Genomic DNA, 24838 nt, shown 5'->3' with positions numbered 1-24838 from the left:
ATGCCCTCCCCCGCCGCGCCGGACCCCACCGCCTCAGACCCCGCCGCCTCGCACCACGGCCGCGCGTATGCGCCGCTGTACCTCGACCACGCCGCGACCTCGCCGGTCCGGCCCGAGGTGATCGAGGCGATGGCACCGTACCTGACTCCCTCGGCGCAGGCGCAGACGTTCGGGAACCCGTCCAGCCACCACACGGTCGGCGAGGCGGCCGCGGGCGCTCTCGAGGACGCCAGGGCGCGGGTGGCGCGCGTGCTGGGCGTCCGCGCCGGCGATGTCGTGTTCACCGCCGGCGGCACGGAGGCGAACAACCTCGCGGTGAAGGGCATCGTGCTCGCGGCACGGATCCCGAGCCCGCCGCGGGGCGGAGAGGGCGACGGGGAGCCGGACGACGAGACGGCGCGCGGCCGGACGCATGTGATCTCGACGCCGATCGAGCACGAGTCGATCCTGGAGTCGATCGGCTACCTGCACCGCTTCCACGACGTCGACGCGACGCTCGTCCCGGTCGACCGGGACGGACGCGTCGATCCCGCGGACGTGGCCGCCGCGATCCGCCCTGGCACGGCGCTCATCGCGGTGGGGCATGCGAACAACGAGATCGGCACGATCCAGGACATCGCGGGCATCGCGGCGGTCGCCGCCGCCGGATCGCGGCGCATCCCGCTGCACGTGGACGCCGTGCAGTCCGCCGGCTGGCTGCCGCTGGACGGTCTCGGCGCCGACGCCATCGCGATCGCCGGGCACAAACTCGGCGCCCCGAAGGGCGTGGGCGCACTCGCCGTGCGCGGCCGCGTGCCGCTGGAGCCCCTGGTGCACGGCGGCGGCCAGGAGCGCGGGCGACGCTCCGGCACCGAGAACGTGGCCGGGGCCGTCGCTCTGGCGACCGCCCTCGACCTCGCCGAGGTGGAGCGGGACGAGGCCGCGACCCGGGTCGGCGCGCAGGCCGCGCGGCTCATCGCCGCCGTCCTCGCCGCCGTGCCCTCCGCACGGCTCACCGGGGATCCCCGGCACCGGCTCCCCGGGACGGCGAGCTTCACGTTCGCGGGCGTCTCCGGCGAGGCGGTGCTGCTCGAGCTCGAACGGCGCGGCGTGGTGACGTCGAGCGGTTCGGCGTGTGCGGCCGGCAGCGACGAGCCCTCGCATGTGCTGCTCGCGTGCGGCGTCGACCCCGCCGTGGCGCAGACGTCGGTGCGCTTCACGCTCGGCCGGGAGGGCCTGGGCGGCGACGGGCCGGAGCGTCTGGCCGCGCTCGTGGCCGCCTCGGTGGCCGCCGTCGCGCGCTGACCGCGTCTCGCGCGCGCTCCCGGGACTTCGGGCGCTTCTAGACTGGCCCGGTGAGCGTCCCGATCACCCCCGCCCCGATCCCGGCCGCCCCGATCGTCACGATGATCGTCCCCGGACGCGACATCGCCGCCTTCGTCCCTGCGGCGCTCGACTCCCTGCGCGCGCAGACCCTGCCGTCCTGGCGTGCGATCCTCGTCGACGACGGATCCGGCGACGGCACGGGCGGGATCTTCGACCACGCGGCGCGCACCGACCCCCGTTTCATGGTCGTGCATCACGCCGAGCCGCGCGGGCTCGGGGCCGCGCGCAACGCCGCCCTGGAGCTCGTGGACACGCCGTACCTCGGCTTCCTCGACGGCGACGACGAACTGACGCCGAACGCACTGGCACGACTCACCGGCACCCTCCAGCTCACGGGCAGCGACTTCGTGGCCGCCGCGTACCTGCGCTCGCGCTGGGACGGCACGCGCTACGTCCCGGGCAGGGTGCAGCCCTGGGTGGCGGCGGCCACGGATCCGCAGCGCCTGGGGACGACGATCTTCGCGCACCCTGCGGCGTCCGCGAACATCGTCGCGTGGTCGAAGCTCAGCCGGACCGGGTTCTGGAGCGGGCTGCGCTTCGCGGAGGGCGTCGCCTACGAGGACCAGATCGTCGCGCAGACGATGTACACCTCGGCGCGGGCGTTCGACGTGATCCCCGACGCCGTGGTCCGCTGGCGGCTGCGGGCCGACGGATCCTCGATCACGCAGGGCAAGGACCGGCTGCCCGTGCTGCGGGACTACCTCGCGGCCCTGCGCGGCGGCATCGGCGTGCTGCACGCGGCCGGCGCCGCGGACGCGGTCGTGGCCCGGCTGGACCTCATCCTCGCGATGGACGTGCCGCCGCTCGAGCGCATCGCGGCCGAGCATCCCGACCCCGCCTACCGCGCCACGCTGGACGCTTTCCTCGACGAGCTGCGCGCCCTGCCGGAGTTCGCGCGCGCCTCACCGGATCCGGCGCTCGCCGCTGCTCTGGCATGGTGAGGGGATGACCGATCACCTCGCCGACCTGTTCTCCCTGCGCGGGCTGACCGCGATCGTCACCGGCGGTTCCAGCGGGATCGGCCGCGGCATCGCCACCGCCCTCGCCCGCGCAGGCGCGTCCGTCGTGATCGTCGCACGCGGCCGGGAGCGGATCGACGAGACCCTCACGGCGCTCGAGGGCTGCACGGTCGCGGGCGTGGTCGGCGACCTCGGCAGCCGGGACGGGATCCACGCCGCCGCGGAGGCCGCGGCCGCGCCGTTCGGCGAGCCGGACATCCTCGTGAACTCGGCGGGGATCAACATCCGTCCGCCGTTCGACGAGATCACGATCGACGACTGGGACGCCACGATGACGGTGAACCTGGAGGCGCCGTTCCTGCTCGGCCAGCAGTTCGGGCCCGGCATGGCCGCGCGCGGCTACGGCCGGATGATCCACGTCAGCTCGCAGCAGGCGCACCGCGCGTTCGTGACGAGCGGCGTGTACGGGGTGTCGAAGGGAGGCCTGGAGGCGCTGATGCGCTCGCAGGCCGAGGCCTGGTCGTCCCGCGGCGTGACCAGCAACACGCTCGTGCCCGGCTTCGTGCTGACTCCGCTGAACGCCCGGCTGCAGCAGGATCCCGCCCGGGTCGCCGAGCTCGCCGCCCGCACCATGGTGGGCCGCAACGGCGTGCCGGACGACTTCGCCGGGATCGCCGTGCTGCTCGGCGGCCGGTCGTCCGGCTACATCACCGGTCAGTCGATCTTCGTCGACGGCGGGCTGTCCGTGCACTGAGGCGGCGCCCGCCGCCGACGTCACGGTGCTCTGCCCGACGGAGTGCCGCAGCGACAGCCGGTTCGAAGCCGGATCGCCTCAGGCCGGTTCGGGCCGCGCCAGGTCGTCGTCGATCCGCGCCGCGGCCACCTGCTGCGCCGCGAGATCGGCGTAGAGGCCGCCGTGCGCGAGCAGCTCGGCGTGCGTGCCGGACTCCACGATCCGCCCCTCCTCCACGACGTGGATGACGTCGGCGCCGATCACGGTCGAGAGCCGGTGCGCGATCGTGAGCGTGGTGCGTCCCTTCGCCGCCTGGTCCAGCGCCTCCTGCACCACCCGCTCCGAGACCGTGTCGAGCGCCGAGGTGGCCTCGTCCAGCAGCAGCACGGGGGGATCCTTCAGCAGCACCCGTGCGATCGCGATCCGCTGCTTCTCGCCGCCGGACAGCCGGTAGCCGCGCTCGCCGACCACGGTGTCGTAGCCGTCCTCGAAGCCGGCGATCACGTGATGGATGTTCGCCGCCGTGCACGCCGCGACGAGCTCGTCGTCCGTCGCGTCCGGCTTGGCGTAGAGCAGGTTCTCCCGGATCGTGGCGTGGAACAGGTACGTCTCCTGCGACACGATGCCGATCTCGTCGATGATCGACTCCTGGGTGAGCGCGCGCACGTCGGCGCCGTCGAAGAGCACCGTTCCCCCTGTCGCCTCGTACAGCCGCGGTGCGAGGTACAGGATCGTGGTCTTGCCGGCGCCGGACGGCCCGACGAAGGCGACGTGCCGCCCCGGCTCGGCGATGAACGACAGCCCCTGCAGGGTGTCCCTGCCGACACCGGACGCGTCCGGATAGCGGAACCGCACGTCGCGGAACTCGACCCGTCCGCGCGGACCGGGCGCGGCCGTGGCCGGCACGGCGTCGGGCGCGTCCTGGATCTGCGGCACCATGTCCAGGTACTCGAAGATCCGCGCGAACAGCGCCTGCGAGGTCTGCACGTCCAGCGCCACCCGCATGAGCCCGATCAGCGGCATCAGCAGCCGCGCCTGCACGGTCGTGAACGCGACGATGGAGCCTGCGGTGATGGACCCCGTGCCGCCGGCCACCAGGAACCCGGCGAACAGGTAGATGATCGCGGGCACGCTCGACATCAGCACCATCACGACCGCGAAGAAGCCCTGGCCGCTCATCGCCGTGCGCACCTGCAGCCGGATCTGGGTGCGGTTCTGCGCCTGATAGCGGGCCGACTCGGAGCGCTGCCGGTTGAACGACTTGGACAGCAGGATCCCGGAGACGCTCAGCGTCTCCTGCGTGATCGAGGTGAGCTCGGAGAGCGACTCCTGCGTCTGGGCGGCGATCCGCGCACGCACCTGGCCGACCCTGCGCTGCACCAGGACCAGGATCGGCATGACGCAGATCGCGATCAGGGTCAGCCGCCAGTCCAGCAGCAGCATCGCGACCAGCGACGCGATCACCGTCACGGTGTTGCCGAGGATGCTGGTGACGGTGGTGGTCAGCACCCCGGCCACCCCGCCCACGTCGTTCTGCAGCCGGGACTGGATCACCCCGGTCTTGGTGCGCGTGAAGAAGCCGAGCTCCATCGCCTGCAGATGCTCGAACAGCCGCACCCGCAGATCGCCCGTCACGCTGTTGCCGACGGTCGAGGTGAGCCACGTCTGCACCACGCCCAGGCCCGCCGAGAGCAGGTAGAGGCCGATCATCCCGACGACGAGCTCGACCAGCAGGCCGAGCCGCGGCCCTCCCCCGCTGTGCGGGAACAGCGCGTCGTCGAAGACCAGCTTGACCAGCAGCGGCGGGATCACGCCGAGCGCGGCGGAGAGGATCACCAGTACGCCGGTCACCAGGATCCGACCGCGGTACGGACGGAACAGCGCCACGACCCTCCGGCCGAGGTCCGGGATCTTCGGCGCCTCGGCGTTCTGCCGCCGCAACGACTCCTCGTCCACGGGGCGCATCCCGCCCCGCGGGCCGCCGCCCCTCGCCATCATGCTCATCCGCTGCCCCTGACTGCGCCGGCGTGACATACGGCCGGCCCCTGGCAAGCGTAAGTCCGCGCACCGACGTCCCGGTCCCGCCGTCGCCCGCGTCCGCTCAAGGCGGAACGCGAGAATCCCAGCCGGGACGGGAATGGAATGTCGGACCCTATGGTTACCCTGAGAGGTCCGCGCCGCACTCGCGCCGCTTCCCCCTGATCCCCCCTCCTGGAGGAACGCATGTCCGCCATCGAGACCGGATCCGTGCCCATCAGCACACGGACTTCGCTCATCCCCCGCCGCGACATGGCGGTCATCTGGGTGCTCCTCGCCGCCGCCTTCGTCGCGATCCTGAACGAGACGACGATGAGCATGGCGATCCCGCACCTCATCGACGACCTGAGGATCACGCCGCTCGTCGCCCAGTGGGTCACCAGCGCGTTCATGCTGACCATGGCCGTCGTGATCCCGACCACCGGGTTCCTGCTGCAGCGGTTCACGACGCGGCAGATGTTCCTGGGCGCGCTCGCGCTGTTCTCGGCCGGCACCCTGCTCGCCGCGCTCGCGATCGGCTTCCCGATGCTGCTCGTGGCGCGGGTCGTGCAGGCCTCCGGCACGGCGATTCTGATGCCGCTGCTGATGACGACCCTGATGAACCTGGTGCCTCCGGAGAGCCGCGGCCGGATGATGGGCCGGGTCAGCATCGTGATCTCGCTGGCCCCCGCGATCGGTCCGACGCTGTCCGGGTTCCTGCTGGACCACTTCACCTGGCGCGCCATCTTCGTGGTCGTGCTCCCGATCGCCCTGCTCGCGATGGCCATCGGCTGGCGCTGGCTGACCAACGTCGGCGAGCGCACGGACGCCCCGCTCGACGTGTTCTCGATCATCCTGTCGGCCTTCGGGTTCGGCGGACTCGTGTTCAGCCTCAGCCAGATCGGCGCGCTCGCCGGCGGCAAGGCGTCCCCCGCGCCGCTGTCGATCGCCCTCGCGGTCGGCGTGGTCGGTCTCGCCGCCTTCCTGTGGCGTCAGGTCGTGCTGCAGCGCAAGGACGACGCGCTGCTCGACCTGCGCGTCTTCGCCTCACGCGATTTCACCCTGGCGATGGTGCAGATGTTCCTGCTCTCTCTCGCATTCTTCGGCACGCTGACGATCATCCCGCTGTTCCTGCAGAAGGCGCTCGGCCTGTCCACGACCGAGGCCGGGCTCGTGGTGCTTCCCGGAGCGCTCGCGATGGGGCTGCTGGGACCGGTCATCGGGCGCATCTACGACGCGCGCGGCACCAAGATCCTGCTGATCCCTGGTTCCCTGCTCACGGCGGCCACGCTGTGGTTCTACACGACCCTGAGCACCAGCACGTCGGTCTGGATCGTGCTGGTCGCGCAGACCCTGCTCTCGATCGGGCTGGCACTGTCGTTCACGCCGCTGTTCACGGCCTCGCTCGCGTCGCTCACGCCGAAGTTCTACTCGTACGGCAGCGCCGTCATCGGCACCGTGCAGCAGGTCGCGGGAGCGGCGGGCATCGCCGTGATGATGGCCGTGTTCACCCTGATCGTGAATGCGAACGGCGGCACCGAGGTTCCGACGGCGGTGGCGTCGGGGTCGCGGACCACGTTCGTGATCGGCGCGGTCATCGCGACGCTGACGGTGCTCGGAGCCTTCGTGATCCGCAAGCCGGAGGACCAGCCGGCCGAGGACGGCGTCGCGCCCGCGATGCACTGAGCCGCGCAGGCCCGGACTCAGTCGCCGGCGCCGGGCAGTCGGCAGAACCCACCCGAGCACAGTCCCGCATCGGCGCTGTCGGCGCCCGGCAGCAGGGTGAGTCCCGGCAGGGGCGCGGGCTCCGCGGTGGGACGCTCGGCGTCCGCGGAGAGCTGCTGCCCGGACTCGGCTGCGGTGGTCATCCCTCGATCGTACGCCCGCGCCGCGGCGACGGCGCCGTCCCGCGTCCTCGGTGCGAGCATGCGCGCGGATCTGAGGCATCCGCCTCATCCGCGCGCGGCGTCAGGGCAGGATGATCGACGATGAGGGCGGAGGCCGGCCGGCCTGGGGAAGCGCGACGGGAGGGCGGTCTCCGCTCATCATGCGAACGCGAAGGAGCAGCTCATGATCATCGACACGCCTCCCCTCGAGGGTGCGCACGGACACGTCGCGGAGATGTACGACGACGACCTCGGATCCGACGGATTCGTGTTCGCGCACACCCGGGCGATGGCGGTGAACCCGGAGGCGCACGCCGCGTTCATGGCGCTCGTCGCGGCGATCGTGCCGTCGATCGGCGTCGGCGTCTACGAGGCCGCGACGCTCGGGGCGGCACGGGCGATCGGATCCCCGCACTGCCTCCTCGCCCACGGCCGCAAGGCGCTGCGCGCGGAGGTCGTGGACGACGCCGGGCTGGCCGCGTTCGCTCGCGGCGACGACAGCGGCTTCACCGACGCGGAACAGGCCGTGATCCGGTACGCGGAGAGGCTGTCCGCGGACGCGCCGGCGATGACGGACGCCGACACGCAGGCGCTGCGGGACGCCGGCTACGACGACCGCCAGATCGTGGACATCGCCCTGGCTGCGGCCGCGCGGAACTTCTTCAGCAGAGCGCTGCTCGCGCTCGCCGTGCCGGTCGACGGGCCGCGCGGGCTGGCGCCGGAGACGGCCGCCGCCCTCCTCCGCGCAGTCGGCTGACCCGCGAGCCGTTCGCACGCCGCCCAGGTGGGAAGACCCTCCGAATCCCCGCGCTGCGGTTGAGACCTCCGCCCGGAACGGGAATCGTAGCCCGGACATGTCGCGTCCGCGGCATGTCCGCAACCGGAAGGAGTGCCTCGTGCTCACCTTGACCGACAACGCCACCGCGCTGGTCACCACGCTCGTCCGTCGTCGCACCGACTCGGAGGGTGCGGGTCTGCGCATCCACAAGGCCGACGCGCCGGGTCAGGCGGGCGAACCGCGCCTGGCCGCCGACGTGGTCGTCACGCCGGAACCCGACGATCAGATCCTGGATCTGCCCGGGGCCCCGGTCTTCCTCGAGGGGGAGGCCGCGATCGTCCTGGACGACAAGGTCCTCGACGCGAATGTGGACGAGGAGGGCGCCGTGTCGTTCTCCCTGCTCCCGCAGGCCGTCTGAGCCTGCTTCACCGCCTCGGAGAGGGCGTCCGCCACCTCGGCGGGCGCCCTCTTCCGCGTCCCGTTCGTCTCCGCCGGCGAGCGCGCCGAGCCGTCAGCTCATCCCGGTGACGAGGTTGATGATCGTACCCAGGATCAGCGCGCCGAACACGTACGCGATCGTCGTCTGCGCGATGACCAGGCGGCGGATCGCGTTGCGGGTCACGTTGGTGTCGGCGACCTGGTAGGTCATGCCCAGGCCCACGGAGAAGTACGCGAAGTCGGTGTACTCGGGATCCGCGTGCTGGTTGAACATGATGCCCCCCGACCCGTCGTAGTAGAGCCGGGCGTAACGCAGCATGTAATCGGTCTGGATCAGGCCCCACGACGCGGCCACGCTGAGCACGGCGATCCCGGCGAGGGCGAACTGCGTCCACCCTCCGGCGTGGCGGGCCTCGAGCACCACGACCAGGACCGCGGCGATGCTCGCGAAGCTCCCGGTCACGGCGATCACGCGGGCGACGCTGCGGCCTGGGTCCTCCAACGTCGCGTGCGTGCGCGTCTGCACGGCGTCCATCGGCCACACCACGAGCAGGATCCACACCACGCTCACAAGCGCCAGGGCGCCCCACCCGGCCAGGATGCCGGCGGCAGGACCGAGCAGCGGCGAGACGACGAATCCGACTCCCGCGCCGACCACGACCGACACCAGCGCGCGCACCCGCCAGCCGTGGTGCAGAGGGAGCGAGCTCATCCCGGCATGCTAACCCGGCGTGCTCTCATTCCGCGGACGGTTGACAGACCGGGCAGAGCTGCGCCGAGGCACCCGAGAACACATGGTCGACGATCGTGGAGCCGCACACCGGACACGGCTCTCCGGCTCTCCCGTGCACGGCCATCGCGGCCACCTTGGCCGGTTTCAGCTGATCCGGCGGCAGGCCCCGACGCGCCGCCACGGCGCCGCGCATCACGTCGACCAGAGCCTGGAACAGCCGCTGCCGCTGCTCGTCGTCGAGCGCGACGGCGTGCACCGTGGGCGAGATCCGCGCGCGATGCAGGATCTCGTCGGAGTAGGCGTTGCCGATTCCGGCGAGCGACGTCTGCTCCTGCAGCAGCGCCTTGATCTGCTTGCGGCGCCGGCCCAGGGCGTGCTCGAGGTCGGCGGCCGTGAAGTCCGGGGAGATCGGATCCGGTCCGAGTGCTGCGACGCCCGCGACCTCCTCCGGCGCGTCGACGACCCAGGCGGCGACCGCGAGGAAGTCGCCGGTCTCGACGATCTGCAGCGCGGCACCGTCATCGAGGACGATCCTCGCGACCTGCGGCGCCGCGACCTCGTCGAGGGCCTCGCCGGCCGGGTGCCAGCGGATCCAGCCGTTGCGTCCGAAGCTGACGACGAGCCAGCCCGCCGAGGTGTCGAAGCCGACGTACTTGCCGAAGCGCCGCACCTCGTCGATGCGCGCGCCCCGCACAGCGCGGGGCGGGCGTTCGCGGGTCTTCACGATCCGGAACTCGTCGACGTCGAGCTCCGCGATGACACGGCCGCGGACCCGCTCGTCGAGGAACTCGACGAGCGCCTGCACCTCCGGTGACTCGGGCATGAGGCCATCCTCGCACCGGCCCCGGACATCCGGCAGCGCTCAGCGGGACGAGGTCAGTCCCAGGCCAGGTAGTCCTCGATCGCGAAGGCGGTGTCGACCGGATCGGTGACCGGGAACAGGTGCTCGCCGCCGTCGATCGTCACGATGCTCGCGCGCTCCGGCATCGTGGCGCGCAGCTTCTCCCCGTTGGCGGGCGGCATGACCTCGTCCGCGGATCCCTGGATGATCAGCACCGGGACGGAGGGCGCGAGCGGCACGTCCACGTCCTCCACGCCCAGCAGCAGCACGCCGAGCGCGCGGTCGGTGCGCTCGGCGGAGAGCGCGCGGGCGACCGTGCCGCCGACGCCGTGACCGCCGATCCAGGAGGCCCCCATGCCGACGTGATCCATCACGTCGCTGGCGTCCTGCACGCGCTGCGCGAGCGTCACGCTCGCCTCGTCGCCGGCGCGGGATCCGATACGCAGCACGCGGATCCCCTCACCCGCGAGGATGTGCGCGACGGAACCGAGGGCGCCGCCCTCGAGACCGCGGCCGGGAATCATCACCAGGGCCGGTCCGTCGCCCTCCGACATCTCGTCGACGTACGGGATCGCGCGGCCATCGGGCTCGAAGATGGTGTTCTGAGTCACCCCGATAGCGTACCGAGTGTCGCTGACGGCCCCGGCGTCGCAGGCCGCCGCCCGGCGTCGCCGGAGGAGCCGGCCCGCCGCAGGAGAAGCGCCCCGTCAGCCGACGTGGTCGTCCAGGTCGGGCTCGGCGCGGAGCAGATCCGCGATCTCCTCCTCCGGCCGGGGCGCGATGTTCTCGTCCGCCTCGAGCTCCGGGACGGACTGCTCGCCCGGCGCAGGGACATGTGCAGGCGTGGGCCGCTGATCACCATCCGACACGGTTCCTGCTCCTCTCGACGACTCGTCCAGCGTACGCCGCGCCGCGCCTGCCGGCAGGAGCGCAGCCGAGTCCGACGGCGATCGCGACGACTCCGCGGAGCCGGACACCTGGCAGCAGATCCTGGCCCAGGACGTCGCCCGAGCCCGCCGGTAGGCTGGGGCGGCCGCGATCCTGCGGGAGAGGACGGGCTTGCATGAACATCACCCAGCTGAGGCGCTTCGTCGCCGTCGCGGAGGAACTGCACTTCCCTCGCGCCGCAGGCAGGCTCGGCATCTCGCTCCCCGCGCTGTACTCGTCGATCGAGAAGCTCGAGGAAGAGGTCGGGCATCCTCTCGTCGTCCGCGGCGGCGACACCCGCCTGACGAAGGCCGGGATCCTCCTGCTCCCCGAGGCGCGGGAGCGGATCGCCGCGGCGCCACCCGCAGCACCGAAGCCGATGACACCGCCCGGCGGCAAAGCCAAGGCGTCGAAGGGCAAGGGGCGGGCTCCTGCCGTGAAGGGCCAGCCGAAGCCGTACAAGAAGCGTCAGGGGCGCTGACGGATCCGGGCGCGGCNGTCCGCGCCCCAGCGCCGGCGTGCGCTCATGCGGTTTCGGCGCCTGGATCCCCGAGGGCGAGTGATCGCGTGGCAGGATCCGGACAACGATGGCGGACCAGGACGTGTGGAGGGGTCCGGCGATCTGCGCCCGGACGCATCCTCTCTAGCTCTCGAGGCGGATGTGGGCATCCGCCATACGCACCGCCCGCGCGGGCGGAGAGCGCTGGAACGCGTCAGCGGGGCTTGCGCCAGATCAGCGCATACCGCCACAGAAGCAACTGCTTCCATTTCACCCCCGGGAGCACCCGCTCAGCCACACGTCGGACGGTCACGTAATCGTGCGGGGGTGGCCAGACCGTGGGTGCCGTGTGCTCCCAGAATCCGTGCCTGCGAGCCAGCCACTGGTGCTGAACAGTTCCCGCCAGACCCAGCACGGCGTCTTTCGGCCGCGTCGCCCGTGCAACCCCGACGACCGCCAGCACGCCGCCGGGCGCGGTCAGGTCGGCCAGCTTCGACAACGCCAGGCTCAAGTCCGGCATGTGATGCAGTGTCGCCACCGAGGCGACCAGGTCGAATGTCCGGCCGAAATCATGAGTCATCGCGTCGGCATGGCGCCACGCGATCTCGTCGCTCTCCCGACGCGCCTCCTCGATCATTCCGTCGTCCAGGTCGACGCCCGTCACGTCGGGGACGATCTGGCGCAACTCCCTGGCGAGCAGTCCGTCGCCGCACCCGACATCGAGCGCGGAGCGGGCTCCGGCGGGCGCGGATTCCAGGATCAGCCGGTGGTAGTGGATGTTGTGGTTCCAGCGCGTCGGCGAGGGCTCCATCACTCAACGCTACAGCTCGGCCAGGCAGGCGGCCCGGCCCGGCTAGGCCCGGCTCGGAGGCTCGATGACTGCGAGCTCAGACGTTGAAGCGGAACTCCACCACGTTGCGGCACGGAGAGCTATCCGGCGCCGAGTCCGCGTGGGCACCGTGCTCGCATACGCCCGCCCGGGGAATCAAGCCTCCAGCGGACGTGCGACGTCGAGCTGGTCGTTCTCGATGAGCCAGCGGACGGATTCGAGGATCGCCTGCTCCGGTTCGTAGGCCGGGGCGTAGCCGAGCAGGCGCTTTGCCTTCTCGATGCTGAAGACGTGGCTACGGTGCAGGTGGCCCCAGCTCTGCGGCGCGTAGTCCTCCTCGGTCACCGTCGCCCGGTAGTCATCCCATGAGATGCTCTCCATGCTCACTGACTGCCCGAACCAGCCCGACGCGATCTCCAGGTATCCGCGAACGGTCAGCGCCGTCGGCGCGACAATGTTGAAGTCTTCCCCGGCCGCTGTCTCCCGGTTATCCACAGCGAGCTGGAATGCCTGGGCGACGTCGTCGGCGTGCACGTGGTGCATGCTCTCCGTGCCGCTGCCCGGTACCTGCACGGTGTCGCCGGCGGAGACCGCCTGCCACACGGCGGGATTGATGTTGCCCAGCGGTCCGGTGGGGTGCCAGCCCGGTCCGACGATGTGCCCGGGATGGATGGACGTGGTGACCAAGCCGCCGGAGGCGGTCTCGTCCTTCAGCATCTGTGCGATCGCGGCCTTCTGCACGCCGTACTCGTCGAACGGGTCACCCGCGGACGCCGACCCTTCCGCGATGGGGAGCTTCCGGCTCGGCCCGTACCGCCAGATCGACCCGCAGTGGATCAGGTGGTCGACCTTGCCGCGCAGCGCCTCCACCAGCGCCATCGCGGACTTCAGGCTGAAGCAGACGAGGTCGATGACGACGTCCGGCTCCTGCGCCAGGACGGTCTGCCCGAAGGTGCCGTCGGCATCCTGCTGCTCACGGTCGACGGCGACGTGCGTCACCTGCTCCCACTCGGGGGAAGACGCGTAACGGGTGCGCCCCGAACGGGTCAGGCTCACCACCTGGTGCCCGGCGCGCACGAGGCGCGGGACGAGGTAGGTGCCGATGTGGCCGGATCCGCCGATGACGACGATCTTCATGGTTCTCTCCTTGGTCAGTGGTGCGGCGGCTCTGCCGCCACGGGCGTAGTGGCTCAGGCATCGCGGTGTTCGGCGGCGAGGCTGCCGAGGATCGCGAGCTTCTCGTCCGCCTCGGTGCCGGGTTCGGCACTGTAGGTGATGAGCCGGTGCATGGAATCACCAGGGGTCCCCAGCACTTCGAAGGCCAAGTCGAGCCGCCCCACCTCGGGGTGGACGAATTGCTTCACCCCGGTGCGGTGCTCGTGCACGTCGCGGCGGGCCCAGTCCTCGCGGAACAGCGGGCTCAGCGTCGACAGCTCGCCGATCAGCTCGGTCAGCCCCTCGTCCAGAGGATCGCGCCCTGCTTCGCGGCGCAGGATCGCGGCCCCGGTGCGCCGGGCAAGCGGCCAGTCGACGTAGAACTCCCGGGAGCGCGGGTCGAGGTAGTTGAACCGTGCGAAGTTCGCCCCGCGGGCGTCCTCGAAGACCGGCGCGAAGAGCATACGACCCAGGCGGTTTGCCGCGACCAGGTCAAGGCGCGGGGTCTGCACGATGGCCGGCATCCCGATGCTATCGACGAGGCGGCGCACGGACGCGCGTACCTCGGTGGGCTCGTGCGTCGTCGAACGAGCGGGAGCGATGGCGCTGCGGCGGGCCAGGTCGAACAGATGCTCGCGCTCGACGTCCGTGAGTCTCAGTGCTCGGGCGATCGCGCCCAGGACGCTCTCGGAAGCTCCGCCGATCTCCCCGCGCTCCAGCCGGGTGTAGTAGCCGACGCTGACCCCGGCGAGGTCGGCGACCTCCTCGCGTCGCAGCCCCGGCACCCGCCGCTCCTCGCCGTACTCAGGCAGGCCGACCTGGGCCGGCGTGATCTGCGCGCGGCGAGAGACCAGGAAGTCCCGCGCTTCGTCCTTCGAGCTCATGCGTCAACGGTAAGCGGGCTGGCACGCCCGGCGGGAGTCCCTGTCAGGTGCACCCAGGGCGCTGGTCGTCGAACTCTCCCCGAGAGTCACGATCGGCTGGCCGGAGGATCGAGGCAGTCTCGAAGGCTGTGACTCAACCGAGACCCAGTGGCATTCAGCGGACCTCCGCCTCCGAGGGTGCAGCGTCGCCCAGCTTCCGCAATGCCGCCGAGTGAGTCCGAGGATCGATCGACGGTACGCGGTCAGGACGCCACAGACGCTCGGCGTCCTTGTCCGCCGAACGACCTGATCAACCGGCTCAGATGACGTGGAGCGTCGATAATGCTAGACGTTGAACCGGAACTCCACGACGTCGCCGTCCTGCATGACGTAGTCCTTGCCCTCCAGGCGGGCCTTGCCCTTCGCGCGGGCCTCGACGACGGATCCGGTCGCGACCAGGTCGTCGAAGGAGATGACCTCGGCCTTGATGAAGCCCTTCTCGAAGTCGGTGTGGATCACGCCGGCCGCCTGCGGGGCCTTGTCGCCCTGGTGGATCGTCCACGCGCGGGCCTCCTTGGGCCCGGCCGTGAGGTACGTCTGCAGGCCGAGGGTGTCGAAGCCGATGCGCGCGAGCTGGTCGAGGCCCGACTCGTCCTGCCCGGTCGAGGCCAGCAGCTCGGCCGCATCCTCGGGATCGAGGTCCTTGAGCTCGGACTCGATCTTGGCGTCCAGGAAGATCGCCTGCGCCGGCGCGACCAGCGCGGCCAGCTCGGCCTTGCGAGCCGGATCCGTCAGCACCGACTCGTCGACGTTGAACACGAAGATGACCGGCTTCGCGGTGAGCAGACCCAGCTCCTTGATCGGGGCGAGATCGAGACCGCTGGTGGCGAGCAGCTGCCCGCGCTCCAGCGCATCCTTGGCGGCCTTCGCGGACTCGAGCACCGACGGGTCGGTCTTGCGCCCGCGCACCTCCTTCTCGAGCCGCACGATCGCCTTCTCGAGCGTCTGCAGGTCGGCGAGCATGAGCTCGGCGTTGATCGTCTCCAGGTCGTTCTTCGGATCGATCGCACCCTCCACGTGCACCACGTCGTCATCGGCGAAGCCGCGCACGACCTGGGCGATGGCGTCGGCCTCGCGGATGTTGGCGAGGAACTGGTTGCCCAGACCCTCCCCCTCGCTCGCGCCGCGGACGATGCCGGCGATGTCGACGAACGACACCGTGGCGGGCAGGATCCGCTCGCTGCCGAAGATCCCGGCGAGCACGTTCAGCCGGGAGTCGGGCAGGTTCACCACGCCGACGTTCGGCTCGATCGTCGCGAACGGGTAGTTCGCCGCGAGCACGTCGTTCTTGGTGAGGGCGTTGAAGAGGGTGGACTTGCCGACGTTGGGCAGTCCTACGATTCCGATGGTGAGAGCCACGGGGTACGAGTCTACCGGGCCGATCAGCGCCGGAATCCCGACGGGCGTCAGGCCTCGCGGACCGTGCGGAACGCCGCGGTCACATACGGCATCGCCAGGGTCGCTCCCCCGACGAGGCCGAGCTCGTCGAACAGCTCGTCCATGTCCCGCTCGATCCCGGCCCTCTCCTCGTCCGGTGCCGTGATGATGTAGCTGCGCGAGCGGGCCATGGCGTGCAGCTCGGCGCGCGTCATCTCCCTCGTCCACTCCCAGCGCCGCTCGTCGAGCGCGCCGAACGGCTCCGTCACCACGACATCGTCGTCCGCGATCATCTGCTCGGCGGGGCTGCCTTTCATGATGCCGCTGAGCCGGCGCACCCAGTCCACGCGCTCGTCGCGCACGTTCCAGATCAGTCCGAGGGCCCCGCCGGGGCGCACGACCCGGCCGATCTCGCGGGACGCGGCGACCGGCTCGACCCAGTGCCACGCCTGCCCGAGCACAGCCCCGTCGGCCGTCGCATCGGCGAGCGGCAGTGCTTCCGCGGTGCCGACGACGGTCTGCACGCCCGGCGTCCTCTCCCGCAGCGCCTCGAGCATCTTCTCGTCGGGATCCACCGCGGTCACGCTCGTGACGCCGAGGCCGAGCACGGCGCGGGTGAGCTTGCCGGTGCCCGCGCCGATGTCGACGATCGTCCGCGGCCCGGCCGGCAGCTGCTCGAGGAGCCAGGCGACGGCCTCGGCCGGGTACTCCGGCCGGCCCTTCTCATAGCTGCCCGTCTCCACCCCGAAACTCGTCGCACGCTCCGTCATGGCTCCGAGCCTACGCTCGGGTTCGGCGTCTCGCGGCGCGCCTGATCCCGGCCGCACCGTCTCGGACGCAGGCTGGATCCGTGCCCCTGGACTTCACCGCGATCGACTTCGAGACGGCGAACTCCTCCCCCGCATCCGCCTGCTCCGTGGGCCTGGTCCGGGTGCGGGACGGGATCGTGGTCGCCCAGACGGGCTGGCTGATCCGTCCGCCGGCCGGTCACGACGAGTTCCAGGAGTGGAACGTGCGGATCCACGGCATCCAGCCGCACGAGGTCGCCGATGCCGCCGGCTGGAGCGACCAGCTCGACCGCCTGTGCGCGTTCGCGGGCGCCGACGTGCTGGTGGCGCACAACGCCGGCTTCGACCTGAACGTGATCCGCCGCGCGTGCGAGGCCACCGGCGACGACTGCCCGCCGTACCGCTCGCTGTGCAGCCTGAGCGTCGCGCGCAAGGTGTACGACCTCGACTCCTACAAGCTCCCCGTCGCCGCCGCAGCGGCCGGGTTCGGTGTGTTCCCGCATCACGAGGCACTGGCCGACGCGAGGGCGTGCGCCCAGATCGTGATCGACGCGGCACGGCGGACCGGCTCCGCCACGATCCTCGAGCTCGCGGAGGCGATCGGCGTCCGGGTCGCGGATCCCCTCGCCGCCGCGCCCGCGAAGGTCCGCGTCGCCGCCTGACCCGCGTAGGGGGTCCGGGCGGCCGGACGCGCGCCCTCCCGTCGATGTCGGTGGCCCCCGTCACGATGGGCTCATGGAACCGATCGCACTGCTCGTCGCCGTCATCGCCGCCGCGGCCGGCATCGCCCTGGGCTGGTACCTCGGTCGCACGCGCGGCGCCGCAGACCTGGCCCGCGCCGAGGCCGAGCTCGCCGCGGTGCGCGATGATCGCGACCGCCAGAACGACCTCTACCGCGACGCGGTCGAGCACTCGCGCCGCGCCCAGCAGGACGCCGCCGAACGGGCCCGGCAGGAGAGCGCCGTGCTCACGGCCCTGGCACCGGTACGGGAGAGCCTGCACCGCATGCAGCAGACCGTGACGGTCCTGGAGCGCGAGCGGCAGGCCCAGTTCGGTCAGCTCAGCGAGCAGCTGCGTCGCACCGAGGAGAGCGGCGAGGCGCTGCGCTCGACGACCGAGTCGCTCGCGGGCGCTCTGCGCTCGACATCGGCACGGGGCGTCTGGGGCGAGACGCAGCTGCGCCGCGTGGTCGAGGCCGCCGGCCTCACCCGGCACGTCGACTTCGACCTGCAGACCACGATCCACTCCGACGCCGGGCATGGCCGCCCCGACATGGTGATCCGCCTCGCCGGCGGCGCGTCCATCGCGGTCGACGCGAAGGCGCCCCTCGACGCGTTCCTCACGGCGGCGGCCCTCCCCACCGAGGATCCGAAGCGCCGCACGCTCATGCAGCAGCACGTCAAGGCGGTGCGCGCGCACGTGGACGCCCTCGCGAAGAAGGCGTACTGGTCGGGGCTCGATGCGAGCCCCGAGTTCGTCATCTGCTTCCTGCCGAGCGAGTCGCTGCTCGCGGCCGCGCTCGACGAGGATCCGGCCCTGCTCGACTACGCGTTCGGCCGGCGGGTGGCGCTCGCCACCCCGGTCAACCTGTGGGCGGTGCTGAAGACGGTCGCGTACACCTGGAAGCAACAGGAATTGTCGGCCGAGGCCGCCGTGCTGCTCGAGCTCGGCACCCAGCTGTACGACCGGCTCGGGGTGCTCGCGGGGCACGCCGACGACCTGCGCAGGGCGCTCGAGCGCACGGTCGACAGCTACAACCGGTTCGCGGGCTCCCTGGAGAGCCGGGTCCTCGTCACGGCCCGGCGCTTCCCCGGGGTCGATGCCGACGCGCTGTCCGCCCCGGCCGCGATCACGGCGGCCGCCCGGCGGTTCACGGCGGACGAGCTGGTCCCGGCCGACGGCACGGCGCTCCTGGCCGATCTCGGCGAACTCCGGTCCCGGCTCGACGCCGACGGCGCGACAGGGGCTCCGGCTCGGTCGGCAGATGCGGAACGGATGCCGGCTGGGGACCAAACGGGTCCGGATCAGGCGGATCCGGACCGCGAGAGCGGGATCACGCGCTCCCGGGAACCCCGCTGAGCAGGAAGACGACCACGCCGGAGAACAGCACGAAGGCGCCGATCATCCACCAGGGGCTGATCTCGTGCCCCTCGTCCCGACGCACGCGGAACAGCACGTCGGGACGACGAGCGGCATCGATCTCGACCACCTTGACGGTCCCCGTGTCGGTGACCGTCTCCTGGCGGTAGATGTTCTCGGAAGCCATCCTGAAGGCCCTTCTGCGTCACGCACGCCGATGTTCGGCGCCACTCCATTGTGCCAGGTGGTATGGGAATGGGCGGGAATGCGATCAGGTCGTTATGACCGGGAGGCCGGATCCGAGGTCACAGCCACTTCGAGACGAGATGCTCCGACGCGACCCGGCGCAGGGTGCCGGACGCACTGCGCAGCACCACGCTCTCGGTGTACAGGTAGTCGCCCTCGCGACGCACCCCGGCCACGAGCTGGCCGTCGGTGACACCGGTCGCGACGAAGATCGTGTTGTTGCCGCTGACCAGGTCGTCGGCCTCGTACACCTTGTCCATGTCCAGGCCCGCGTCGATGCCGCGCTGACGCTCGTCGTCGTCGCGCGGCCACAGCCGGCCCTGGATGTGCCCGCCGAGCGCCTTGATCGCGCACGCGGTGACGATGCCCTCCGGGCTGCCGCCGATGCCGACGCACATGTCCGTGCGCGCACCGTGGCGGGCCGCGTTGATGCCGCCGGCGACGTCGCCGTCGCTCATCAGACGGGTGCCGGCTCCGGCGTCCCGGATGTCCTGGATGAGCTGCTCGTGCCGCGGCCGGTTCAGCACGGAGACCACGATCTCCTCGACGGGCTTGCCGAGCGCGGCAGCGAGCCGGCGGATGTTCTCGCCGATGGGGAGGCGGATGTCGACGACGCCGACCCCCGCAGGGCCCGTGACGAGCTTGTCCATGTAGAAGATGCTCGAGGCGTCGAGCATGGTGCCGCGATCGGACACCGCGATGACCGAGAGCGCGTTCTGCCGCCCCGCGGCGGTGAGGGAGGTGCCGTCGATCGGATCGACCGCGATGTCGCACTGCGGACCGGTGCCTGCGCCGTTGCCGACGTGCTCGCCGTTGAAGAGCATCGGGGCGTTGTCCTTCTCGCCCTCGCCGATCACCACCCGTCCGTCGAAGTCGACGGTGCCGAGGAACGCGCGCATCGCGTCGACGGCTGCTCCGTCCGCCGCCTCCTTGGCGCCGCGACCGATGAACGGGACGGCCCGGATCGCCGCCGCCTCGGTGGCGCGGACGAGCTCGAGAGCGAGGTTGCGGTCAGGACGAAGGGGGCTGAGATCAGCAGTGAGACTCACCATGAGGCGATGCTAGCCGGGCTCTGGTTACGGATCCGCAGAATTCTGGACTCTGCGCACGAAAGAATCGGACTTCTTTGCACCGGGGAAGATCAGAGCCTCCGCAGACGACGACACGCACTCGGAACCGCGGATCCTGCGGCACTAAAGTGGCCAGTGACCCCCGTCATCCAGCACAGGAGAAGCCATGCCCGTTGCCACCCCGGATCAGTACGCCGAGATGCTCGACCGCGCCAAGGCAGGCGGCTTCGCCTACCCGGCGTTCAACGTGTCCAGCTCGCAGACCATCCACGCCGTGCTGCAGGGCCTGACCGAGGCCGGCTCGGACGGCATCATCCAGGTCACCACCGGCGGCGCCGACTACTTCGCCGGCCAGACCGTCAAGGCCCGCGCCACCGGCGCCCTCGCCTTCGCCAAGTTCGCCACCGAGGTCGCCAAGTCCTACCCGATCACGGTCGCCCTGCACACCGACCACTGCCCGAAGGACGCCCTCGCCGGCTTCGTCGAGCCGCTCATCGCCGCCAGCGAGGAGGAGGTCCGCGCCGGACGCAACCCGATCTTCCAGTCGCACATGTGGGACGGCTCGGCCGTGCCGCTCGCGGAGAACATCGAGATCGCCAAGGACCTGCTCCCCCGCATGAAGAACATCAACGCCATCCTCGAGGTCGAGATCGGCGTCGTCGGCGGCGAGGAGGACGGCGTCGCGCACGAGGGGTCGAACGACGCGCTCTACACCACCTTCGCCGACGTCGACCAGGCCGTGCAGGCGCTCGGCCTCGGCGAGCAGGGCCGCTACATCGCCGCCCTCACCTTCGGCAACGTGCACGGCGTGTACAAGCCCGGCGGCGTGAAGCTGCGCCCGGAGCTGCTCGGCGACATCCAGGAGCAGGTCGCCGCCAAGTACGGCACCGGCCCGAAGCCGCTCGACCTCGTCTTCCACGGCGGATCCGGCTCCTCCGACGCCGAGATCGCCCTCGCGGTCGCGAACGGCGTCATCAAGATGAACATCGACACGGACACCCAGTACGCGTTCACCCGCTCGATCGCCGGCTACATGTTCTCCAACTACGACGGCGTCCTGAAGGTCGACGGCGAGGTCGGCAACAAGAAGGTCTACGACCCGCGCGCGTGGGGCAAGGTCGCCGAGACGGCGATGGCGCAGCGCGTGATCGAGTCCACCCGCCAGCTGGGCTCGTACGGCCAGTCGAAGAGCTGACAACCAGCACAGTCGCGGAGCTGATAACCAGCACAGTCGCGGAGCTGACTCCGGTCATCCGGACCCGGTGCCCCNCACCGCTGCGTCCGGGCGAGGGCCACGCGCTCACCCGAGCCCGGACGGACCGCGCAGCCGCACCCCGGGTCGGCCGCTCAGGGGAAGTCGCGGCGCAGCAGCACGTCCCCCGCGGTGTCGCGGACTTCGACGGTGCGGATGTCCGTCAGGCGCACGGCCGTCCCCGCGCTCAGCTTCGCGGTGACGCCGGGCTCGACGTTCCAGGTGGACAGGGAGGTCGTGGCCCCGCTCTTGTCGATCACCGCGAGCACGTAGGTGTGCGACGTCCAGGATCCCTCGGGCGAGCCCGATGCGGATTCCGCCGCCGGGTAGGTGCAGGTCATGTCCAGCCGCGTCCCCCACGCGACCGGCGTGAGGGCGACCGACGCCGTCGCGGCCACGCGCGGTGCGGGCTCGAGCGCGACGGCGGGAGCGGGCCGGGGCGAGAGCGTCGCGACGGCCACGGGCACCGCGATCAGCAGCGCCGCCGCGACTCCCGCCGCCCACCACAGCGCGCGACGACGGAGCCGCCGGCGGGCCCTCGCCGCCTCGAGCAGCCGCACCGGTGCGTCTTCCCCGTCCGCCGGATCCGGCTCGCCGATGCGCTCGACGTCCTCGAGGCTGAGGCGCGAGAGCAGTGCGGTGGTCGAGGCGAGTCCGGCGACGGCACGGCGGCAGCGGGCGCAGCGGGCGAGATGCGCCTCGAACTCCACCCGCTCCGACGCGGCGAGCGCGCCGAGGGCGTACGCGGCGTCCCACGTCGCGTACTGCTCGTGCTCGACATCCACGGCGTCGTTCACCGCGTCACTCCCCTCTCCTGCAGCGCGAGCCGCAGCGCTCGCAGCCCGTAGTGCATCCGCGACTTCACGGTGCCCTCGGGGATCCCCAGCTCGGCGGCGACCTGCGCCACGCTCCGCCCCCGGTAGTAAGCCGCGACGATCACGGCGCGGTGCCCCGCGTCGAGCACCGCGAGTGCGTCCTCGATCAGCAGGGCGTCGAAGAGCCGGTCCATCTCGTCGTCGGCGGCGTGCTCCGGCAGCTCGGCGACGGTCTGCTCGTGCCGGCGCCGCGCGCTGCGCACCTCGTCGATCACGATGTGCCGCGCGACCGTGAACATCCAGGCGCGCGTGGTCGACGGATCCTGCGCGAGGATGCGCGGTGTCCGCCATGCCCGCAGCAGCGTCTCCTGCACCACGTCGTCGGCCCCCGCCCGGTCTCCGGTGAGGCGCACCACATACCGCCGGATCGGCGCCGCGTGCACGTCGTACAGCGCGGTCAGCCGTTCGTCATCGGTCACGATCGCCTCCTCACCAGGAGAACGAGGCCCAGCCTCCGAAGGTTCAGCCGCAGTGAAACTCGGGCGCGGGGCATCGTCCTTCCAGTATGGGCGCTTCTGCTCCGCCGATCGGGCGCCCGACGATAGCCGATCGGCTGATGCCGGCAGCACCTGTCGATTCCTACCGTGGAAGACATGAACCTCGCATCCCTGATCTCCCGTCGCACGCTCATCGCCGCCTCCGCCATCGCCGCCGCGGCGCTGACCGTGATCCCGACCACCGCCGCCGCAGCCGCGCCGTCCGCCGTGACGCCCGCCGTCGTCCACCGGACGATGACGCCCTCGGAGACGCTGGCCTCCACGCCGTGGAAGACCACCAGCGCGCTCGATGCCGAGGGCAGCCGCGTCGCCCTGGACGCCCCGGCCGTGGCGAACTTCGTCGGCTGGGCCTACTTCGATGCGGACGGCACGTTCACGATGTACAACCTCGACGACAGCCCGAAGATGCACGGCGACTGGTCGGTCCCGGCCGACGGGTCCTCGCGGTGGATCGCCGCGAAGGACGCGAACGGCACGGTGCTGTTCACCCGCGTCGTGCCGATCGTCCAGCTCGACAAGAACGTCTTCACCTACCGGGTGTTCCCGAACGCCGCCGACACGAGCGTCTACTACGACATCGTGCACACCAGGACCAACCACGTCGAGCCCGGCACCGACGGCCGCGGCCCCGGCGCCCACGGCGGCGGCTCGCAGGGCGGCGGCTACCACTTCAACAACGGCAACTCGCACTGATCCGACGGCAACCAGCGCTGACCCGACGGCAACCAGCGCTGATCCGATCGCCGGAACCTCAGCGGCACGACGTGAAGAGCCCGGCTCCCCACCGGGGAGGGAGCCGGGCTCTTCGTCGTTCGCGACGGCTACTTCTTCATGAGCCCGTCGAGATACGAGACGACGGCGGGGTCCCCGTAGAACGGCACCAGCATGCAGAACGTGGAGAGCGTGACGAACACCGCACCGCCGACCAGCGGCACCCACCAGGTGCGCCTGCCCCGCCGCAGGCGTTGCAGGGTCCACGCCGCCGTGACCGCCCAGCCCACGATCAGCACGATCGCGGCGACCACGCCCCACGTCCTGGCCTGCTCGTAGTGGGAGAAGCTGCCGGTGATCCCGAGCATCTGCATCATCGTGGTCATCAGCGCCGCCGGATCCAGGAAGGCGATCACCGAGGTGATCACGTTCCACAACCCGTAGGCGAGCAGCGCCAGGGCGACCACCCGATCCACCGGATGCGCGGGGCGGGCCGCCTCGGCCGGGGTCGGCGCGAGCGCGGGCGCTGTCGGCGGCGCGGGAGCGGACATCACCGGCGGCGGGACGTCCCGGCCGGCGCGACGCCTCTGCTCCTCCGGGCTGGCGTACTCGCCGTATTGCGGACGGGGACGCGGCGACTCGGCAGCGGGAGTGCGCGGACGCGGTGCTCCTGCGGCGGGACGCACCGGATGCTCGGGCACGCCGGAGGCGCCGGCCCCGGCAGAATCCGTCATCGCGCGTTCCGCCCGCCCAGAGCCCGGTCGTCGCGCTGGCCGGAGACGTCCTGGCGCAGCTCCTTCGGCAGCGAGAACATCAGATCCTCCTCCGCGGTGCGCACCTCCTCGACGTCTCCGTAGCCCGCCTCGGCGAGCGCCTCGAGCACCTCCTGCACGAGCACCTCCGGCACCGAGGCGCCGCTGGTCACGCCGACGGTCGCGACGCCCTCGAGCCACTCCTGCCTGACCTCGTCGGCGTAGTCCACCCGGTAGGCGGCCTTCGCGCCGTACTCCCGCGCCACCTCGACGAGGCGCACGCTGTTGGACGAGTTCGCGGATCCCACCACGATCACGAGGTCCGCATCGCGGGCCACCTTCTTGATCGCGACCTGGCGGTTCTGCGTGGCGTAGCAGATGTCGTCGGAGGGCGGATCCTGCAGCTCCGGGAACCGGGTGCGCAGCCGGTTCACGGTCTCCATCGTCTCGTCGACGGAGAGCGTCGTCTGCGACAGCCAGACCACCTTCGACGGATCCCGCACGACGACGGTGTCGGCCTCGGCCGGGGAGTTGACGACCGTGACGTGCTCCGGAGCCTCACCCGCGGTGCCCTCGACCTCCTCGTGCCCGTCGTGGCCGATGAGCAGGATCTCGAAGTCGTCGCGCGCGAACCGCACGGCCTCGCGGTGCACCTTGGTCACCAGCGGGCAGGTCGCGTCGATCGCGTGCAGATGACGGTCCTCGGCGGCCGACACCACCATCGGCGAGACGCCGTGCGCGCTGAACACGACGTGCGAGCCCTCGGGGATCTCGTCGACCTCGTCGACGAAGATCGCGCCCTGCTCCTCGAGCTCCGTGACGACGTGGATGTTGTGCACGATCTGCTTGCGCACGTAGACGGGGGCGCCGTAGCGCTGCAGCGCCTTCTCCACGGCCACGACCGCGCGGTCCACGCCCGCGCAATAGCCGCGGGGCGCCGCGAGCAGCACCCGCTTGTGTCCGTCCACCGGGATATCCTGAAGGCGCACCCGGGTCTCTGCCCGCCGCGCTCGCGGGATCTGCGGCACGGGCAACGGAACGGCTGTCGAAGTCACACACCGATTCTACCGGCGCGCACCTTCGCGGGACCGGTGAGCGGGTGCGGAGCA

At 71.4% G+C, this 24838-nt stretch carries 28 protein-coding genes; 11 read left to right on the top strand and 17 right to left on the bottom strand.

Annotation, left to right across the window (positions count from 1 at the left end; genetic code table 11):
• From ACTJJZ_RS01055 to ACTJJZ_RS01045, 3 genes are read left to right on the top strand one after another with little or no spacing between them, the layout of a single operon-like run.
• Positions 1-1284, top strand: a complete 1284-nt coding sequence (locus tag ACTJJZ_RS01055; RefSeq protein WP_440719312.1) for a cysteine desulfurase family protein — start codon at positions 1-3, stop codon at positions 1282-1284.
• Positions 1285-1334: 50 nt separating this feature from the next.
• Entirely contained in the window at positions 1335-2306 is a 972-nt protein-coding gene (locus tag ACTJJZ_RS01050) for a glycosyltransferase family 2 protein (protein ID WP_440719311.1), read from the top strand.
• 4 nt (positions 2307-2310) lie between these two features.
• Complete coding sequence (locus tag ACTJJZ_RS01045) at positions 2311-3078, top strand: SDR family NAD(P)-dependent oxidoreductase (RefSeq protein ID WP_440719310.1); 768 nt, start codon at positions 2311-2313, stop codon at positions 3076-3078.
• Positions 3079-3156: 78 nt separating this feature from the next.
• On the opposite strand, the gene ACTJJZ_RS01040 is transcribed toward ACTJJZ_RS01045, so the two are convergent.
• Positions 3157-5061, bottom strand: a complete 1905-nt coding sequence (locus ACTJJZ_RS01040; RefSeq protein ID WP_440719309.1) for an ABC transporter ATP-binding protein — start codon at positions 5059-5061, stop codon at positions 3157-3159.
• Between the two features lie 219 nt (positions 5062-5280).
• Here ACTJJZ_RS01040 and ACTJJZ_RS01035 point away from each other — a divergent pair, with 219 nt between their 5' ends.
• Positions 5281-6759 carry an MDR family MFS transporter gene (locus ACTJJZ_RS01035; RefSeq protein ID WP_440719308.1) on the top strand — a complete coding sequence of 493 codons (1479 nt, stop codon included), beginning with the start codon at positions 5281-5283 and terminating at the stop codon, positions 6757-6759.
• A gap of 17 nt (positions 6760-6776) precedes the next feature.
• On the opposite strand, the gene ACTJJZ_RS01030 is transcribed toward ACTJJZ_RS01035, so the two are convergent.
• Entirely contained in the window at positions 6777-6941 is a 165-nt protein-coding gene (locus ACTJJZ_RS01030) for a hypothetical protein (protein WP_440719307.1), read from the bottom strand.
• A gap of 202 nt (positions 6942-7143) precedes the next feature.
• Here ACTJJZ_RS01030 and ACTJJZ_RS01025 point away from each other — a divergent pair, with 202 nt between their 5' ends.
• Complete coding sequence (locus tag ACTJJZ_RS01025; RefSeq protein WP_440719306.1) at positions 7144-7716, top strand: carboxymuconolactone decarboxylase family protein; 573 nt, start codon at positions 7144-7146, stop codon at positions 7714-7716.
• Positions 7717-7855: 139 nt separating this feature from the next.
• Entirely contained in the window at positions 7856-8155 is a 300-nt protein-coding gene (locus tag ACTJJZ_RS01020) for a Fe-S cluster assembly protein HesB (protein WP_440719305.1), read from the top strand.
• 93 nt (positions 8156-8248) lie between these two features.
• Here ACTJJZ_RS01020 and ACTJJZ_RS01015 read toward each other — a convergent pair whose 3' ends face one another.
• The 4 genes from ACTJJZ_RS01015 to ACTJJZ_RS01000 form a co-directional block, all read right to left on the bottom strand.
• Positions 8249-8887: a DUF1345 domain-containing protein gene (locus ACTJJZ_RS01015; RefSeq protein WP_440719304.1), complete on the bottom strand. Its 639-nt coding sequence runs from the start codon at positions 8885-8887 to the stop codon at positions 8249-8251.
• A 25-nt stretch (positions 8888-8912) separates the two neighbouring features.
• The gene (locus ACTJJZ_RS01010) at positions 8913-9731 is read right to left on the bottom strand and encodes an Fpg/Nei family DNA glycosylase (protein WP_440719303.1); all 819 of its coding nucleotides are present in this window, start codon (positions 9729-9731) and stop codon (positions 8913-8915) included.
• A 53-nt stretch (positions 9732-9784) separates the two neighbouring features.
• Positions 9785-10360, bottom strand: coding sequence for an alpha/beta fold hydrolase (locus tag ACTJJZ_RS01005; RefSeq protein WP_440719302.1), 576 nt, complete (start codon positions 10358-10360; stop codon positions 9785-9787).
• Between the two features lie 96 nt (positions 10361-10456).
• Positions 10457-10618: a hypothetical protein gene (locus tag ACTJJZ_RS01000; protein ID WP_440719301.1), complete on the bottom strand. Its 162-nt coding sequence runs from the start codon at positions 10616-10618 to the stop codon at positions 10457-10459.
• Positions 10619-10812: 194 nt separating this feature from the next.
• On the opposite strand from ACTJJZ_RS01000, the gene ACTJJZ_RS00995 reads away from it, so the two are divergent.
• The gene (locus ACTJJZ_RS00995; RefSeq protein ID WP_440719300.1) at positions 10813-11157 is read left to right on the top strand and encodes a LysR family transcriptional regulator; all 345 of its coding nucleotides are present in this window, start codon (positions 10813-10815) and stop codon (positions 11155-11157) included.
• 232 nt (positions 11158-11389) lie between these two features.
• Here the strand turns inward: ACTJJZ_RS00995 and ACTJJZ_RS00990 are convergent, their stop codons facing one another.
• The 5 genes from ACTJJZ_RS00990 to ACTJJZ_RS00970 form a co-directional block, all read right to left on the bottom strand.
• Positions 11390-11986 carry a class I SAM-dependent methyltransferase gene (locus ACTJJZ_RS00990; RefSeq protein ID WP_440719299.1) on the bottom strand — a complete coding sequence of 199 codons (597 nt, stop codon included), beginning with the start codon at positions 11984-11986 and terminating at the stop codon, positions 11390-11392.
• Between the two features lie 174 nt (positions 11987-12160).
• A complete protein-coding gene (locus ACTJJZ_RS00985; protein ID WP_440719298.1) occupies positions 12161-13141 on the bottom strand; it encodes an NAD-dependent epimerase/dehydratase family protein in 981 nt (326 codons plus the stop codon).
• Positions 13142-13194: 53 nt separating this feature from the next.
• On the bottom strand, positions 13195-14043 hold the full coding sequence (locus ACTJJZ_RS00980; RefSeq protein WP_440719297.1) for a helix-turn-helix transcriptional regulator: 849 nt from the start codon (positions 14041-14043) through the stop codon (positions 13195-13197).
• Positions 14044-14367: 324 nt separating this feature from the next.
• On the bottom strand, positions 14368-15441 hold the full coding sequence (gene ychF, locus ACTJJZ_RS00975; protein ID WP_440719296.1) for a redox-regulated ATPase YchF: 1074 nt from the start codon (positions 15439-15441) through the stop codon (positions 14368-14370).
• A gap of 47 nt (positions 15442-15488) precedes the next feature.
• Positions 15489-16229, bottom strand: coding sequence for a class I SAM-dependent methyltransferase (locus ACTJJZ_RS00970; RefSeq protein WP_440719295.1), 741 nt, complete (start codon positions 16227-16229; stop codon positions 15489-15491).
• Between the two features lie 80 nt (positions 16230-16309).
• On the opposite strand from ACTJJZ_RS00970, the gene ACTJJZ_RS00965 reads away from it, so the two are divergent.
• Complete coding sequence (locus ACTJJZ_RS00965) at positions 16310-16909, top strand: 3'-5' exonuclease (protein WP_440719294.1); 600 nt, start codon at positions 16310-16312, stop codon at positions 16907-16909.
• Positions 16910-16982: 73 nt separating this feature from the next.
• On the top strand, positions 16983-18326 hold the full coding sequence (locus ACTJJZ_RS00960; protein ID WP_440719293.1) for a DNA recombination protein RmuC: 1344 nt from the start codon (positions 16983-16985) through the stop codon (positions 18324-18326).
• On the opposite strand, the gene ACTJJZ_RS00955 is transcribed toward ACTJJZ_RS00960, so the two are convergent.
• Both ACTJJZ_RS00955 and glpX read right to left on the bottom strand, forming a co-directional pair.
• Positions 18301-18513, bottom strand: coding sequence for a UDP-N-acetylmuramyl pentapeptide phosphotransferase (locus ACTJJZ_RS00955; protein WP_440719292.1), 213 nt, complete (start codon positions 18511-18513; stop codon positions 18301-18303). The genes ACTJJZ_RS00960 and ACTJJZ_RS00955 overlap by 26 nt on opposite strands.
• A gap of 118 nt (positions 18514-18631) precedes the next feature.
• Positions 18632-19624 (bottom strand): class II fructose-bisphosphatase, encoded by a 993-nt coding sequence (gene glpX, locus ACTJJZ_RS00950; protein ID WP_440719291.1) that lies wholly within the window; start codon positions 19622-19624, stop codon positions 18632-18634.
• A 184-nt stretch (positions 19625-19808) separates the two neighbouring features.
• Between glpX and fbaA the strand changes: the two genes are divergently transcribed.
• Complete coding sequence (fbaA, locus tag ACTJJZ_RS00945) at positions 19809-20837, top strand: class II fructose-bisphosphate aldolase (RefSeq protein ID WP_440719290.1); 1029 nt, start codon at positions 19809-19811, stop codon at positions 20835-20837.
• 152 nt (positions 20838-20989) lie between these two features.
• Here the strand turns inward: fbaA and ACTJJZ_RS00940 are convergent, their stop codons facing one another.
• The gene (locus ACTJJZ_RS00940) at positions 20990-21691 is read right to left on the bottom strand and encodes a zf-HC2 domain-containing protein (RefSeq protein WP_440719289.1); all 702 of its coding nucleotides are present in this window, start codon (positions 21689-21691) and stop codon (positions 20990-20992) included.
• Positions 21688-22191: a sigma-70 family RNA polymerase sigma factor gene (locus ACTJJZ_RS00935; protein WP_440719437.1), complete on the bottom strand. Its 504-nt coding sequence runs from the start codon at positions 22189-22191 to the stop codon at positions 21688-21690. Before ACTJJZ_RS00935 ends, ACTJJZ_RS00940 begins: the two co-directional genes overlap by 4 nt.
• Before the next feature lie 171 nt (positions 22192-22362).
• Between ACTJJZ_RS00935 and ACTJJZ_RS00930 the strand changes: the two genes are divergently transcribed.
• Positions 22363-22959 (top strand): DUF4822 domain-containing protein, encoded by a 597-nt coding sequence (locus ACTJJZ_RS00930; protein WP_440719288.1) that lies wholly within the window; start codon positions 22363-22365, stop codon positions 22957-22959.
• A 128-nt stretch (positions 22960-23087) separates the two neighbouring features.
• On the opposite strand, the gene ACTJJZ_RS00925 is transcribed toward ACTJJZ_RS00930, so the two are convergent.
• Both ACTJJZ_RS00925 and ACTJJZ_RS00920 read right to left on the bottom strand, forming a co-directional pair.
• Positions 23088-23711: a DUF6264 family protein gene (locus tag ACTJJZ_RS00925; RefSeq protein WP_440719287.1), complete on the bottom strand. Its 624-nt coding sequence runs from the start codon at positions 23709-23711 to the stop codon at positions 23088-23090.
• Complete coding sequence (locus ACTJJZ_RS00920; protein ID WP_440719436.1) at positions 23708-24757, bottom strand: 4-hydroxy-3-methylbut-2-enyl diphosphate reductase; 1050 nt, start codon at positions 24755-24757, stop codon at positions 23708-23710. The genes ACTJJZ_RS00925 and ACTJJZ_RS00920 overlap by 4 nt, the downstream gene beginning before the upstream one ends.
• Positions 24758-24838: the final 81 nt, after the last annotated feature.

Origin of the sequence: Microbacterium sp. 22242, assembly GCF_052045495.1 — a bacterium.
GTDB lineage: Bacteria > Actinomycetota > Actinomycetes > Actinomycetales > Microbacteriaceae > Microbacterium.
Note: the sequence above shows the minus strand (reverse complement) of the source record. Positions and strands in the feature narration are given on the sequence as shown.